Origin of the sequence: Streptomyces sp. AHU1 (assembly GCF_045343905.1) — a bacterium.
In the GTDB taxonomy this organism is placed as follows: Bacteria; Actinomycetota; Actinomycetes; order Streptomycetales; family Streptomycetaceae; genus Streptomyces; species Streptomyces triticiradicis.
Genome location: NZ_CP174283.1, coordinates 1,004,592 through 1,019,818, shown reverse-complemented (window position 1 = coordinate 1,019,818; position 15,227 = coordinate 1,004,592). Strand labels below are relative to the sequence as shown.

9 protein-coding genes are annotated in these 15,227 nt (G+C 71.7%); all 9 read left to right on the top strand.

Annotated elements, in window-relative coordinates; all coding sequences use genetic code 11:
- Positions 1–24: 24 nt before the first annotated feature.
- Positions 25–1,872, top strand: coding sequence for an ABC transporter ATP-binding protein (locus ACICHK_RS04775; RefSeq protein ID WP_406835840.1), 1,848 nt, complete (start codon positions 25–27; stop codon positions 1,870–1,872).
- Positions 1,872–3,674 (top strand): ABC transporter ATP-binding protein, encoded by a 1,803-nt coding sequence (locus tag ACICHK_RS04770; RefSeq protein ID WP_406835839.1) that lies wholly within the window; start codon positions 1,872–1,874, stop codon positions 3,672–3,674. Before ACICHK_RS04775 ends, ACICHK_RS04770 begins: the two co-directional genes overlap by 1 nt.
- Positions 3,671–4,942: a condensation domain-containing protein gene (locus tag ACICHK_RS04765; protein ID WP_406835838.1), complete on the top strand. Its 1,272-nt coding sequence runs from the start codon at positions 3,671–3,673 to the stop codon at positions 4,940–4,942. The genes ACICHK_RS04770 and ACICHK_RS04765 overlap by 4 nt, the downstream gene beginning before the upstream one ends.
- A 42-nt stretch (positions 4,943–4,984) precedes the next feature.
- On the top strand, positions 4,985–5,815 hold the full coding sequence (locus ACICHK_RS04760) for an inositol monophosphatase family protein (protein WP_151467308.1): 831 nt from the start codon (positions 4,985–4,987) through the stop codon (positions 5,813–5,815).
- A complete protein-coding gene (locus tag ACICHK_RS04755; protein WP_406835837.1) occupies positions 5,799–6,719 on the top strand; it encodes a phosphotransferase family protein in 921 nt (306 codons plus the stop codon). Before ACICHK_RS04760 ends, ACICHK_RS04755 begins: the two co-directional genes overlap by 17 nt.
- A gap of 61 nt (positions 6,720–6,780) precedes the next feature.
- The gene (locus tag ACICHK_RS04750; protein WP_406835836.1) at positions 6,781–7,953 is read left to right on the top strand and encodes a 2-deoxy-scyllo-inosose synthase; all 1,173 of its coding nucleotides are present in this window, start codon (positions 6,781–6,783) and stop codon (positions 7,951–7,953) included.
- Positions 7,950–9,224: a DegT/DnrJ/EryC1/StrS family aminotransferase gene (locus ACICHK_RS04745; RefSeq protein ID WP_406835835.1), complete on the top strand. Its 1,275-nt coding sequence runs from the start codon at positions 7,950–7,952 to the stop codon at positions 9,222–9,224. Before ACICHK_RS04750 ends, ACICHK_RS04745 begins: the two co-directional genes overlap by 4 nt.
- 32 nt (positions 9,225–9,256) lie before the next feature.
- Positions 9,257–10,093: an SDR family NAD(P)-dependent oxidoreductase gene (locus tag ACICHK_RS04740; protein ID WP_406835834.1), complete on the top strand. Its 837-nt coding sequence runs from the start codon at positions 9,257–9,259 to the stop codon at positions 10,091–10,093.
- Between the two features lie 42 nt (positions 10,094–10,135).
- A complete protein-coding gene (locus ACICHK_RS04735) occupies positions 10,136–15,226 on the top strand; it encodes an amino acid adenylation domain-containing protein (protein WP_406835833.1) in 5,091 nt (1,696 codons plus the stop codon).
- Position 15,227: the final 1 nt, after the last annotated feature.

The window sequence follows — 15,227 nt, the reverse complement described above, 5'->3', positions numbered from 1 at the left end:
CCTCGCCCCACGTTTGGAGGTCCCGTGGAAGCGGTCAAGGACCGGCTCCACCTGTTCACGGTGCTCAAGGCGGTCGGCCCCCTGGTGGTGGCCACGCTGAGCGTCGCCCTGCTCGTCGAGAACCTGGTGCCGGCGGCGACGGCGGGCGCACTGGCGTTGCTCGTCGGGAAGCTGGACGCTGCCGGTGTCCCGAACGTCTACCAGGCGGCGCTGGCACCCCTGACCCTGTTCGGCGCCGTCCTTGCCGCAGGTCATCTCGCCACGGCCGCCACCGGCCCGCTGACGTTCCTCGCCGCGAGCCGGATCGACGGCCGCCACCGGGCCCGGGTCAGCGAAGTGGCAACGAGCGGCGAGAACTACGCGGCCCTCGAACGCCCGGCGGTGCAAGCCCTGATCAAGGAGGCGATGGCCGACCGCAGCCGCGGCTACGACTGCACTCCCTCCGACGCCGCCATCGGGCAGCTGCGCTGGCTGTGCGGCCTGGTCGGCGCCGCCGCGGCGTGCGGGGTGCTCCTCGGCTACGCCTGGTGGCTGATCCCGTTGGTGCTGGTCCCCGCAGCCCTGAACCGGATGGTGCGCACCCGGCAGGACTTCGGCCTGTCGCAGCTGTGGCAGGGGGCGACGAAGGGCGAGCTGCACGCCGATGTGTGGAGGCGCGCGGCGGTCTCGCCCGGTGAAGGCAAGGACGTACGGGTGTTCGGCTTCGCCGACTGGATGGTCGAGCGGATGCAGCAGCACATCCGTGAGGCCAACGCACCGCTGTGGGGCTACATCACGCGGATGCTCTTCGCCAGCTGGAAGCAGTTCCTACTGGTCTCAGTGGGCCTGATCCCGGCCTACGTCATCGTCTCGCTCGACGCCGCACGCGGACACAGCACGGTGGCCGTCGCCACGGCCGTGCTCGCCGCGGGCTGGTCGCTCTTCCAGGTGCTCGGCCCCAACTCGGACATGTACCAGATCGTCGGCGGCATCCGGGTGCTGAAGGCGTTCGCGGAACTGCGCGAGGCCATCGCCGAGCCCGACGCGGAGACCGCCTCGGAGGGTGAGCCCGTGGAAGCCGATGACCTCGGCTCTCCTCCATCGGTCGTCTTCGACAAGGTGTCGTTCTCGTACCCCGGGACGGACCGCATGGTGCTGGACGGTCTCGACCTGGAGATCAAGCCGGGAGAACTCCTGGCGATCGTCGGGCTGAACGGCGCCGGCAAGTCGACGCTGATCAAGATGTTGTCCGGCCTGTACAGGCCCACCGGGGGAGAGATCCGCGTCGACGGCGTTCCCTTGGGCCGCCACGGCCTCAAGCACTGGCGTACCCGGCTGTCCGTCGTCTTCCAGGACTTCGTGCGCTACCACCTGTCTGCCTCCGACAACGTGGCGCTCGGGCAGGCCGGCGTGCCCCGTGACCCCGCGCTGATCGAGGCGGCGGCCCGGGACGCCGGTTTCGACGAGGTCCTCTCCCGGCTCCCCCAGGGCTGGGACACCCCTCTGGCCCGCTCCCGGAGCGGTGGTGTCGACCTGTCGGGAGGCCAGTGGCAGCAGGTGGTCCTGGCCCGTGCGCTGTACGCGGTGAAGCAGGGCGCGCGCCTTCTCGTTCTGGACGAACCCACCGCCCACCTCGACGTGCGTACCGAGTTCGACGTGTTCCAGCGCCTGGCACGGCACCGCGGCGACACCAGCGTGGTGCTCATCTCCCACCGCCTGTCCACCGTCCGGCAGGCAGACCGCATCGTCCTGCTGGACCACGGCCGGATCGCCGAGGCAGGCACGCATGACGAACTGATCGCGCTCGGGGGCGTTTACGCCGAGATGTTCGCCGTTCAGGCGGAGCGCTTCCGACGCGGACACGATGACAGGCTCGAAGAAACGGCAGTGTGATGAAGGCGTATCTGGCCCTGTGGGCCGAACTGTTCGTCTTGTCCTGGCGGCGTCAGCGCCGACTGACCGCGGCCACGTTGGCCTCGATCGCCTTGTCGGTCGTCGCGGTCGCGGTCAGCGCGCTGGCCCTGCGGGCCACGGTCGACGCGATCGTCCGGGGCGACACCACCGGTGCCGTGGCGGCTGCCGTCGCCGCGGGTCTGACCTATGCCCTCAATCTGGTGCTGCACGACACCTCGGGGCTGCTCCGCATCACCACCACGGACCGGGTGGGCAGGCTCGATCTGCATCCGCGCGTGCACCGGGACATCGCCCGTCTCGAGGGCCTCGAACATCTGGAGCGCACCGACTTCCTCGACCGCGTCAGCCTGGTCAGGGCAGGCACCGGCCAGCTGGTGGCGAGCATGTGGAACGCCCTGCTGGCCGTCGCCAGCGTCGCGAAGCTCGTCCTCGTGATGCTGCTGCTGGGGACCGTCAGCCCGTGGCTGCTCCTCCTGCTGCTGGTCGCAGCCGTGCCCGTCTGGTGCGACCACCGCGGCCAGGCCGTGGTGAAGCGCGTCGAGGTGGAGACCGCGGAGGCCCAGCGGCTGGAGCAACATCTCGCCGACCTCGCGGCGCAGGCGGCGAGCGGCAAGGAGATACGGGTCTGTGGCGCCGGTCCCGATCTCGCGCGGCGCCAGCTTGAGGCTTGGCGGGCCGCGATGGGCCCCCGGTACCGGGCCCAGCTGACGGCGGCGGCGTGGAAGTTCACCGGCTGGCTGCTCTTCGTCGCCGGCTTCGTGGGCGGGCTCGGGCTGGTCGCCTACCGCACCGCGCACGGCCACGGCACCGTGGGCGACCTGGTCCTCGCGGTGACGGTCGCCGCGAGCCTGCGGCAGAGCGTGCAGACGACCGTCGTCAGCACCACCGCGACCGCCGGCGCCGGCCGATTGATCGAGCCCTACCTGTGGCTGCGCGAGTACGTGACCGAGGAGGACGCTGCCGCCCGCGAGGGCCTCGCGGCACCCGCCGCGCTGCACGCCGGCATCGAGCTGAGGGACGTGAGCTACGCCTATCCGGGGACCGACCGGCTCGCCATCGACAGCCTCAGCGTCCGCCTGCCCGCCGGATCCGTGGTGGCGGTGGTCGGCGAGTACGGCTCGGGCAAGACGACGCTGGTCAAGCTGCTCGGCAAGTTCTACCGTCCCGACAGCGGGCGCATCACGGTGGACGGGACCGACCTGGCCGACCTCGACACCCGGGCGTGGCGGGACCGGTCCAGCGCCGCCTTCCAGGACTTCGGCCGTTTCCACACGCGCTTCTCGGAGGTCGTCGGTCTGGGCGACCTGCCCAGCCTGCAGGACCGCGCGCGCATCACCGAAGCGGTGCGCGACGCGGACGCCGAAACGCTCCTCGCCACCCTTCCCCAGGGGCTGGACACCCAGCTGGGCCGCGAACTCGACGGGACCGACCTGTCGGAGGGGCAGTGGCAGCGCACCGCACTCGCCCGGGCGTCCATGCGCCACGACCCGCTCCTGCTCATCCTGGACGAGCCGACAGCGTCCCTCGACGCGCCGAGCGAGCAGGCGATCTTCGAGCGGTACATGGACCGGGCCCGCCGGCTCGCGCGCGCCACCGGGACAGTCACCGTCATCGTGTCGCACCGCTTCTCCACCGTCACCGGAGCCGACCAGATCCTGGTCCTGGACAAGGGACGACTCGCCGAATGCGGCACCCATGAGGAGCTGATGCGGCTCCAGGGCCGTTACGCGGACCTGTACGGGATCCAGGAAACGGCGTACGCGGAGAGGCGAGCACGATGACTGGCACGACACTGGCCCCGTTGTCCCCCCAGCAGGACGAGATGGTCCGCAACCTGCTGGACTACCCCGAGTGTGTCGACCGCTACGACTTCGTCTGCCTGTTCCGGCTCGACGGCCCGGTCGACCGCGCCGCCCTGGCCGGAGCGCTCGAGGACGTCGTCCGGCGCCATGCCGCGCTGCGGACGGTGATCCGCCGCCATGGCGACGGGTACCTGCAGGAGATCCACCCCGAGCCCCTGGTGGCCCTCGACGAGTCCCGAACCGACGGGGACCTGGCGGCGCTCACCGACGCCCTCGCGGCCGGCCGGCACGGCGCCGATGCCGTCCTGTCGGGAGCGCCGCTCTTCCGGCCGGGGCTGCACGTCCTGTCCGGTGGTGTCTTCCTGTCGTTGACGATCCATCACATGGTCTACGACGGCTGGTCGCTGTCCGCGCTGTGGCGGGAACTGTCGGAGTGCTACACCGCACGCGTGGAGAAGCGGTCGGCCCGGCTACCGGAACTGGACTGGAGCTACGCCGACTTCGCTGCAGAGCAGCGTGCACTGGTCTCCACCCTGCTGCCGGAGGCGGTGACCTTCTGGCGCGAAGCCGCCGAAGGCTTCTCCAGCCAGGTGCCCTGGCCTGCGCCCACGGCGTCCGCCGGGGAGCCGCCTCTGGTGCTCGGCCACGTGCCGCTGCGCGTGCCCGACCATGCCACCGCCGCCCTCCGGAGCGCAGCCCGTCAGGCCCGTGTCTCACCGTCAGCCGTGCTCCTGGGCGCGACGGCGGCTGCCGTCGCGCGCACGACGGGGTGGCGGTCGCAGCTCATCGGTACCGACACCGCAGGTCGCGAGGACCGACGCAAGCGGCACCTCGTCGGACACTGCGTGAACTCGCGGTTCACCGCCGTGACGGTGGAGCCGGGTGTTCCCCTCGTGGAACTCGCCCGGCGTGTCTGGGACCAGTGGGCGGCGGCCGAGAAGTACCGCGACGTCTACTCGGACCTGATCCTGCAGGAACTGGGCCTGTCCCGCTTGTTCAAGGTCAACCTGAACAGCGGCCGGGTCACGGCGCAGGACGTTCCCGCCCTGCCCGGCGTCGGCGTCACCCCCGTACCCGTGCCCGTGGTGATCCGCGACTGGCGGCCGCTGCACGTGGTGTGGAACGTGACCCCGGCGCAGATCGACGCCCGTCTGAATCATCAGCGCGCCGGAGTGGACCGGTCAGTGGCCGACGCGTTCGGCCGGCATGCGCTGACCGTGCTCGAAAACCCCCTGGACGCCATCTGACGACGAGCCGCGCACCACGTGCGGCCGAAAGGAGGTGAACCCGTGCATACCGATGTCACCGCTGCCGACGTGCAGTTGGCACACCGTCTGGCGAAGACGGCATCCGACATAGCCCTTGCGTACTTCCGGCGCGGGGTGGCCCACCGCAGCAAGCCGGACGGCACCCCGGTCAGCGACGCAGACCTGGAGGTCGACGCCGCTCTCGGTGACCTCCTTGCCCGCACGTGCCCTGAAGACGGGGTACTCAGCGAGGAGTCGGGCGACCGTACGGGGCGTTCGGGCCGTCGCTGGATCATCGACCCGATCGACGGCACCGTCCCCTACCTCGCGGGAGGACGAGCCTGGGGCGCCCACGTCGCTCTGGAGGACCAGGACGGACTCGCCGTCGCCGTGCTGACCCGGCCCACCGAGAACCGTTGGTGGTGGGCGGTCCGCGGGGGCGGGGCCTACGTCGTCGACGCGGCCGACACCCTGTCCGTGACCGCGCCTCTGAAGCTGTCGCACACCGCCCGGCTGACCGGGGCCCGGGTCGGTGGATTCGTTCCGCCCGGGGAGTCGCCCGCTGCCGCAGCGATCGCCCGTCATGCCCAGTGGTGCGAGGACGAGGTCTCCGTGATCGCGGCTCTCCTCGAAGGCCGCCTCGATGCGGTGCTCGACGAAGGCGGCAATCCCTGGGACCAGGCGCCGGCCGCCCTGCTGGTCGCCGAGGCCGGGGGCGTGTTCGCGGACCCCGCGGGCGGCCGTCGGCTCGACGCCGCCTGGTTGCTGTACGGCGGCGCCGCCATGCACGCGGCACTGCGGCCCGTGCTCGCCGCCCATCTGCCGGCCTTCGAGGACCACCCGGAAGGAGCCCGAAGTGCTGCTGCCACCTGACGATGTCGACCTGGACCAGCTGGGTCGCGAGATCGACTTGCACTACGACGCGGACCCGCAGCCGTTCGAGTTCGTCCCTCTGGGTGAGGACAGCTGGTCCTTCCGGCGCGGTGCCCTCTGGGTGAGCCTGCGGCGTGACCTGCGCGGCCACGTGCCGGGCGCCTACCACGCGGCGCATCTGCTCGAGCGGTCAGGTACGGCGCGGGTGCTGGCGCCGTTGATGGGCGCAGACGGGCGCATCGTGCGCACGGTGGGCCGGTACCCGGTCGTGGTCTTCCCCTACCGGGAACTGGAGCAGCTCACCCCGCACGGCATCACCGCGGACGACGCCACGGCGGTCGTCACCCTGCTCGACCAGGTGCATCGCGCCGGAAAGGCCGCCCTTGCGGCGACGGAACTGCCCTGCGAGAGCTACGAGATCGCCTTCCGCGACGATCTGACGGCCGCCCTGGACTTCGCCGACGCCCCACCGGCCGTGGGCAACGGCTACCGTGCCCGCCTGCACCGGCTGCTGCGCACACACCGCGACGCGATCCGGGCGATGCTGCGCGAGCTCGCGGATCTGGCAGCCGTCTGCGCCGCACAGGGGGAGCCGTTCGTCCTGACCCACGGTGAGCCCAGCGCGGCCAACATCCTGCGCGGCGCGGACGGACTGGTCCTCGCCGACTGGGGCGGCGCCCTGTGGGGGCCGCCGGAACGGGACTGGTTCCACGTCCGCCGGACCCTCGGCATCGATGTACCCGACTGCCGCCGGCCCTTCCTGGACTTCTACCGGGTCCGGTGGGTGCTGAGCGAGATCGCCGAGTACGCCACGCGGTTCGGCGCACCGAGGGCCGAGGGCGCGGAGGACGCCGAGGACGTGGCCATGTGGGGTCGTCTCCTGCGCTACCTCCCCGAGGACTGAGCACGCCGTGCGCAGTACGCACCACCCACACGACATCAGTGAGACGAGGAGAGATTCCGCCATGACAGCAGCGGGAATGCGCATGCGCCCGATCCGGCTCGGAGACGTGAGTTACCCCTACCACTACGGTCACGACTGCATCGACGACATCCTCGCCGCGCTCGGCGAGTACGACGCGGACCGCTTCCTCGTCGTCACCGACGACAACGTGCTCGCTCTGCACGGCGAGGCTCTGCTGGAAGGCCTGCGTGCCCTGGCACCCGTGGAGGTGCTCTCCCTCCCCGCGGGCGACGGCATGAAGTCCCTGGAGCATCTGGCCGGCCACCTGGAGCGGGCGGTGGCCGCGGGAGCCACCCGCAGGTCTGTCGTGATCGCCTTCGGCGGCGGAGTGCCCGGCAACCTCGCCGGAGTCCTGGCTGCGCTGCTCTACCGCGGGGTGCGCATGGTTCATGTGCCCACCACGACGGTCGCCGCCATGGACTCGGTGATCTCCCTCAAGCAAGCCATCAACAGCAGCCGCGGCAAGAACCACTTCGGCACCTATCTCACACCGCAGGCCGTCTACCTGGACGTGGCCCTCCTGCGGACGCTGCCGGACAAGCAGTTGCGCTCGGGGCTGTGCGAGGCCACCAAGAACTGCCTGGCGATCGCCCCCCACGCCATCCCCGCGATGCGGAAGCTGCTGGCGGACGGCGACCTGACGGCCCCGGAATCCCTGTTGTGGTTGTTGGAGGAGAGCCTGGCCGCCAAGACGGGCGTCACCGCCAAGGACGCACGGGAACAGGGATCGGGCCTGATCCTGGAGTACGGGCACACGGTCGGCCACGCGGTCGAGCTGTGCGACCAGAAGCTGCGCGGCGCCCAGGGCGTCTCGCACGGTGAGGCCGTCATGTTCGGCATGCTCGTCGCCGCGCGGATCGCGGCCGAGCTGGGCGTGCTCACGGCCGACGAGGTGGCTGTGCACGACGAACTCGCCCGTGCCCTGGGTGCTCCGCTCACCGTGCCCGCAGGGATCACCGTGGACGAGATCATGGCGACGGTCCGCTCCGACAACAAGCGCGGCTACATGACCGCCGGCCCCGACGAGGCGGTCATGGTCCTGCTGCGCGGATTCGGCGAGCCCCTGGGTTCCCCCGACCTGCCGCTGGTGACCGTGCCGCTGTGGCTGGTGGAGGACGTGGTCTCCGGGCTCCTGCCGGCCGCCGCGCGGCTCGCCGAGGAGGTCGCGGTATGACCGGGCGACTGGCTCTGGCGGGCGGGGCGCCGGTGTGGTCGGGGGACTGGCCGGGCTGGCCGCAGCTCGGGCCGCACACGGCGGAGCGTGTCGCACAGGTGCTGAACGGTGAACGCTGGGCCATCAGCGGCCACTGGACCGGCAGGCCGGCCGTCGAGGTCGAACTCGCGGAACGCTTCGCCGAGTTCGTCGGGGCGCGCTGGTGCGTGCCGGTCGACCACGGCTCCAGCGCGCTGATCACCGGGCTGCACGCGCTGGGCATCAAGCCCGGCGACGAGGTCATCGTCCCCGGTCTGACCTGGGTCGCCTCGGCCTCCGTCGTCGCGCGGACCGGGGCCATACCCGTCCTCGTGGACGTCGACCCCGACACCCTGTGCATCGATCCGCAGGCGGTCGAGGCTGCCATCACGCCGGCGACCGTCGCCGTCATGGCCGTGCACCTCTACTCGGCGATGGCCGACATGGACGCCCTGCGAGCCATCGCGCGGCGCCGTTCGCTCGCCCTGGTCGAGGACGCGGCACAGGCCTACGGCTCGACGTGGAACGGCGCGGGCGCCGGAAGCCTCGGTGACTTCGGGGCCTTCAGCGCCCAGCAGGGCAAGACGCTGACCGCCGGGGAGGGCGGGCTGTTGGTCACCTCCGACCCCGGGTTGCGCGAACGCGCGGAGATGGTACGTGGCGACGGGCGGCGCTACGCCCTGGGCCCGCGTGAGGTCGGCCGCCCTGAACTCGAGGAACTCTCCCTCGTCCAGGGCTGGAACATGCACATCAGCGAGGTGCAGTCGGCGCTGCTGCTGGACGGGCTGGAGCGTCTGCCCGAGCAGAACGCCTGCCGGGCGGCAGCGGCGGAGGTCCTCGACAAGGCACTGGGCGCGGAGGGAGACCTGGAGCCGATCAAGCCGTATACGGCCAACGACCGGCGCGCCTACTACCACTACGCGATCCGGCTGCGTCCGGGAGCCTTCGCGGGCCGCAGCGCGGCCACCGTCTGCCGGGCGCTCAGCGCGGAGCTCGGGTTCTGGGTGCACACGCCCTACCGCCCGCTCAACGGCCACCCGCTCTACGACCCGCGCCGTCTGCCGGGCCTGGCGGACCAGGACTTCGCCTGGAAGTTCGACCCGGCGCGGTTCGAGCTGCCGGTCGCCCACCGCGAGGCCGAGCGCACCGTCCTCCTGCACCACCCGATGCTCCTGGGGTCCCCCGGACACACCCAGGCCGTCGTCGACGCCTTCGACAAGATCCGCCGCCTCGCCGACCAACTGCCGGCCTGACGTCCCCATCGACCATCGAGAACGAGGAGACCATGGGCAAGACCATCGTCATCACCGGCGCGAGTTCCGGCATCGGTGCTGCGGCGGCCGTCGAACTCAGCCGCCAGGGGCACAGCGTCCTGGCCCTCGGCCAGACCCCCGCCAAGCTGGCCCGCGCCCACCAGCGCATGCGCAAGGCCGCACCCGTCGGCGTCGAGGTTCCCGAACCCGTCCGCGCGGATCTGTCCTCCCTGCGCGCCGTCCGTGAACTGGCCGCCACCCTGCTGGAGCGGTACCCGCGGATCGACGTGCTGGTCAACAACGCCGGGGTCCAGCCCGGCAGGCGCCGACTCTCCGCCGACGGCCACGAACTCGGTCTCGCGGTGAACCACCTCGCGCCCTTCCTCCTGACGATGCTGCTGCAGGAGCGGCTGCGCGAGAGCGCCGGCCGGGTGATCACCACGTCCTCCGACACGCACGTCGACGGCCGCCTGGACCTCGACGACCTGGAGATGGAACGCGACTGGAGCGGTCCCGCCTCCTACGCCACGTCCAAGCTCGCCAACATCCTGTTCACCGCCGAACTGCGCCGTCGTACGGGGCTGGCGGCCAGTTGCTTCCACCCCGGTGCCATCAGCACGGACCTCAACCGCGACTCGCCCTGGTTCCGCCTGGTGAAGCCCTTCGAGCGCTTCTACTACGGCCGGCCGGAGGAGGGCGCGGAGACGTTGGTGTGGCTGGCGACCGACGACGAGGGCGCAGCGCCCACGGCCGTCTACTACGAGAAGCGGCAGCCCGCTCAGGAGTCGGCGGCAGCCCGGGACGAGGAGTCGGCCGCCCGCCTGTGGCAGGCCAGCGAGGCCATGGTCGAACAGCACCTGGCCGTGTGAGCGCGGGGCGTCGTTGTCGTGTCGTGTAACGGAGTTGATGTGGTGAGCGGGAGCCAACGGAATGTGCCGGTCCTCATCGGGCCGACGGTGGAACGGGAGGTCCCGTACGGACTCGTCGGGCTGATCAGGCAGCAGTCGACTGCCACCCCGGACGCGACGGCGCTCGTGGACACCGACGGCAGTCTGACCTACGCCGAGCTGGAGTCGGCCTCCGACCGGGTCGCCCGCGCACTGGCCGCGGCCGGAGCCCGGCCCGGCGACGTCGTGGCGGTGTGCATGCCGCGCGGAACAGCCCTCGTGGTCGCTCTGCTCGGCGCGCTGAAGGCGGGCACCCCCTACCTTCCGCTGGCCATGGACGACCCGGCCGAGCGCCTGCACACCCTGGTCCGGGACTCCGGGGCACGTATCGCCCTGGTCGCCTCCGGCTCGCACCGGTTCCCGGCCGACACCGGTGTGCCCCTGGTGGACGTCGAGCACGTCGTGCGGACCGACGCGTCGGATGCGCGGCCGTGGGACCCGCCCCGGCCGTGTCCGGACGAGCACCCGGTCTACGTCCTGTACACCTCCGGGTCGACCGGCAGGCCCAAGGGCGTCGTGGTGCCCAGTCTGGCGCTGTGCAACCGCTTGCTGTGGATGTGCGAGGAGTACGGCTTCGGCCCGGACGACCGCATCCTGCAGAAGACCCCGTACACCTTCGACGTCTCGGGGTGGGAGTTCTGGGCTCCGCTGATCAGCGGCGGCCGGCTGGTGCTCCTCCCGCCGGAGGCCCATCACGATCCTGCCGAGATCATCGACTGGATCACCCGCCACGAGGTGACCCTCTGCCATTTCGTGCCCTCGATGCTGGAGGAGTTCCTCCGCTGGCCGGGCGTGGCGGGGTGCCGGTCACTGCGTGCGGTGATGTGCAGCGGCGAAGCCCTCACCGAGGGGCAGGTGCAGCGGTTTCGGGCGCAGTTGTCCGGTACGGAGCTGCACAACCTGTACGGCCCGACCGAGGCGGCGATCGACGTCACCTTCTGGCCGTGCCCACGCGACGGTGAGCCGCTCGATGCCGTCCTCATCGGCCGGCCCATCGCCAACTGCACCCTGCTGGTGGTGCGCGAGGACCTCTCTCCCGTCGGCGAGGGCGAGACAGGCCAGCTGGCCATCGGTGGACAGCCGCTGGCTCTGGGGTACCTCGGCCGGCCCGATCTGACCGGCGCGGCCTTCGTGGACGCTCCCGCGTGGAGTCCGGTACCCCGCATCTACCTCACCGGCGATCTGGTCCGGATCCGGGGCGACGCCCTGGAGTACCTGGGCCGTTCGGACGGGCAGGTGAAGATCAGGGGCCAGCGCGTCGAACCGGGGGCGGTCGAGGACGTCCTCAAGGAGTGCGCACAGGTTCGTGACGCCGTGGTGGTTCCCGTGCACGACGGGCACAGCACGCAGCTGGCCGCCTTCGTGGTCGCGACCGGTATCACCGACGACGAGGCCGAGCTGTTCGCAGCGGTGCGACGCTCGGTCGAGAGGCGTCTTCCCCCGGCTCACCAGCCCGCCCGCTACCTGAGCATCGACGCCGTCCCGCTGACGTCGAGCGGCAAGACCGACCGTGGCCGGCTCACCCGCGTGGTGGCCGAGACCCGCCCGCCGGCCGCACCCCAGCAGGACATGGACGAGCTGACGCGCTGCTGGGCGGAGGCGGTGGGCTCCGCGCCGGAGCGCTCCGATCTCGGCTTCCTGCAGGCAGGCGGACACAGCCTGGCGGCCGTACGGCTGGCCGGCAGCGTCCTGCAGCGGTGGGGCGTACGGGTCCCCCTGAGCGAGTTCCTGCGCCAGGACCTCTCCCTGGACGGACTGCGCGCGCTCCTGCCCGAGGCGCCCGCCGGCTCCCGCCCGGACGTGCCCCGACGCACCGACCGGGAGCGCGCCGAGTTGCTGCCCGACCAGCGCCGCCTGTGGCTGCACCGGCAGATCCACCCGGACTCGCCCGCCTACAACGTGGTGGGTGTGCTCGAGTGCGACGGACTCCTCGACACCGCTGCCCTGCACCGGTCCTGGACCCGGTTGGTCGAGACCCATGAGGTGCTCCGCACCACGATCGAGGAGGACGGCAGCGGCCGCGCCCACCAGCGCATTCACCCCTTCACAGCGGTCGGCCGCGAGGCCGGGGTGCTGCGGGTGGAGCAGGCCGGGGACGCTCCCTGGGACCAGTGCGTCCAGGAGTTCGCGCGCACTCTGTCCGACGATCCGTTTCCGGCGGACCGGCCGCGCCGAGCCGTCCTGGGCGCTGTGACGGACGCTGCCCGCCGACGGACGGCTCTCGTCATGGTCGTCGACCATCTCGTTTCCGACCAGCGCTCCCTGGACCTGTTGTGGGGGGCGCTGGAGGAGCAGTACACGGCCGAGCTGTCGGATCTGCCGGGCCACGACGGCACCGCGCCCGTCCAGTACGGCGACGTGATCGCCGCGGCCGGGACGGATCCGCTCCGGCGCGAGCGGGACACGGAGTTCTGGCGCACCACCCTGGCCGGCGCCGTTCCCGAGATCGCGCTGCCGTTCCAGCGGCATCCGGACCGGCCCTCTTTCCTCGGGGCGGCCGTCGAGGAGGACCTGGGCCCTCAGCTGTCGGCGCTCATCAGACAGCTCGGGCGGTATCGCCGGGTGTCCCCGCCCATGGTCGTTCTGGCCTGCTACGTCCGTGTGCTGGCGGACTGGTGCGGCCAGCCCGAAGTCGTCGTCGGCGTGCCGGTGTCCGGCCGGGAGACGGCGCAGGCGCACGACGCCGTCGGCTTCTTCATGCGGACGATGCCGGTACGCCTGACGACGCCGGCGGAAGCCACCTCCGACGACCTGCTGGAGCCCGTCGCCGACGCACTGCTCGCGGCGGCGGACCACGGATCAGTGCCGTTCGACGAGATCGTCCGGGCCGTGGGCGGCTCCCGCGACCTGGCCCGAAACCCGCTGTTCCAGGTCTGGTTCAACGACCTGACCCAGGCCGCCCCACCGCGGTCCTTCGGTGGTCTCGGGGCGCGGCCGGTCATGGCCGACGTGCGCTGGTCGCTGTTCGACCTCGGTCTGTACCTGCACCTGGACGCGTCGGGCGACTACCGGATCCAACTGGTCCACGCGACCGACCGCTGGGAACGAGACGTTGCCCGGGAGTTCCTGCGGCAGTGCGTCACCGAACTCCAGACCCTGACTCTTCTGCCACCGCCTCCGTCGCCCCGCCCCGCGTCTTGCGGGATCAAGGCCGCCCCCGAGCTCCAGACGTGCACGGACCTCGTACGGCAGGTCCTCGGCCACGCCGCCGCGGATCCGGGCCGTCCGGCGATCGGGTCCGGCCCCGACCGCGTCACGTTCGGTGAACTCGGGGAGCTGATACGGCGTTCAGCGGCACGGATCCGGCAGTGCGCTCCCCCCGGTGCCCTGGTCGCCGTGCTCGCCGAGCGCCGTCCCGAGTTGCCGCAGGCCGTGCTGGGCGCCTGGTACGCGGGAAACCCCGTGCTGCTGCTGGACGGCGCGGCCCCGGGCGAGTGGATCGCCTCCGCCATGGCGACAGCGGACGCGGAGATCCTGCTCACCCTCGATGGTGCCACCGCGGTCCCCCCGGGTCTGTCCACGCTCCCCCTCGACCGCGCCGCCCTCGCCGGTGTCCCGCCGACGACGGAAGCCCCCGAGGACATCCCCATCGGCAAGCCCGGACATGCCCTGGTCACGTCGGGCACCACCGGAACGCCCGGTGTGGTCCTCCTCCCGGCCGAGGCTCTGCCCGAGGCGCTCACCGCATACAGCGATGCGCTCGGCCTCGACCGCGAGGACAGGTTCTGCTTCACCGTGCCGCCCGCCCACGATCCGATGTTCCGCGACCTGATCCTGCCGCTCCTCCTGGGGGCCCTGGTGCAGGTGCCGCGGACCGAGGAGAGCGGTGGCCCCCAGGCTCTGCTGGACCTCCTCGCGACCTCGAGGACGACGGTCTGGCACCTCACCCCCTCGCTCGCACGCATCGTGACCGCTGTCGCCGGTCCGGACCTGCGGCTGCCCTCCGTGCGCCATGTCGTCCTCCACGGCGAGCGACTGCGCAACGCCGACGCGCGCGGCCTCGCCCGGCTCTGTCCGCAAGCCCGGATCCACAATCTCTACGGCACCACCGAGACCCCTCAAGCCAGCGGCCTCGCCCTCTGGCGTGACGGGGCCGAGGACGGCGCACCCGTGGCCGCAGGCCTGCCGCACCGTCGCCTGGCCGTGCGTACGGCCAGAGGGGAGGACGCCGCCATCGGCGTGCTCGGAGAACTCGTGGTGACAGGCCGCGGACTCGCGCTGGGATACCTCGGCAACAGCGAGCGCTCCGGGCCCGTACGAGTGGCGCGGGGCCGGTGCGGCGAGGCCGTCTCCCGCTACCGCACCGGTGACCTGGCCAGGCGCGCCCCGGACGGGACGATCGACATCGTGGGCCGCAGGGACCGGCAGGTGACGGTCGCGGGCTATCGAGTGGAACTCGACGGCGTCGAAGGTGCCCTGGCCAGTGTTCATGGCGTACGGGTCTGTGCCGTCGGCATGGACGGTCCGGACCAGGCCGGCGACCTCATCGCCTGGTACCAGGACGAACAGCCGCTTCGCCCCTTCGACGTGCGGGCGGCTCTACGGCAGCGGCTGCCCCGGTGGGCCGTGCCGACGCGGTTCGTACGGGTGGAGCAGTGGCCGGTGACCCGCAACGGCAAGGTGGATCTCGCGGCGCTACGCACCCTGGCCAGAAGTACCCGGGAGAATCCGGCGGTACCCGACGACGTGCCTGCGTCGGCGCCGTCGCTGGCCCGACGTATCGCCGACCGTGCGCGCAGCCTTGCCGAGGAACGACTGGGAACCGGCGACGGCCTGAGCCCGGACACGGAATTCTTCCGCGCGGGCCTCACCTCGCTGGACCTGCTGCAGCTCTATCGCCTGCTCGTCGCCGAGGAAGGCCTGCGCTTCCCGCTCGCCGACGTCTTCAGGTTCTCCAGTGCGCGCCGACTGGCCGCGCACCTCACCGCCGCTCCGGACCGTGCGGTCCCGGCACACGCCCCGGCGTCGCACGCACCCCTGAGCGCGTCCGGGGGCGATGAGCGCGCCCTGCGCAAGTCCGCGCGAGCCCGCCTGAAACAAATGAAGAGGAGCTGAC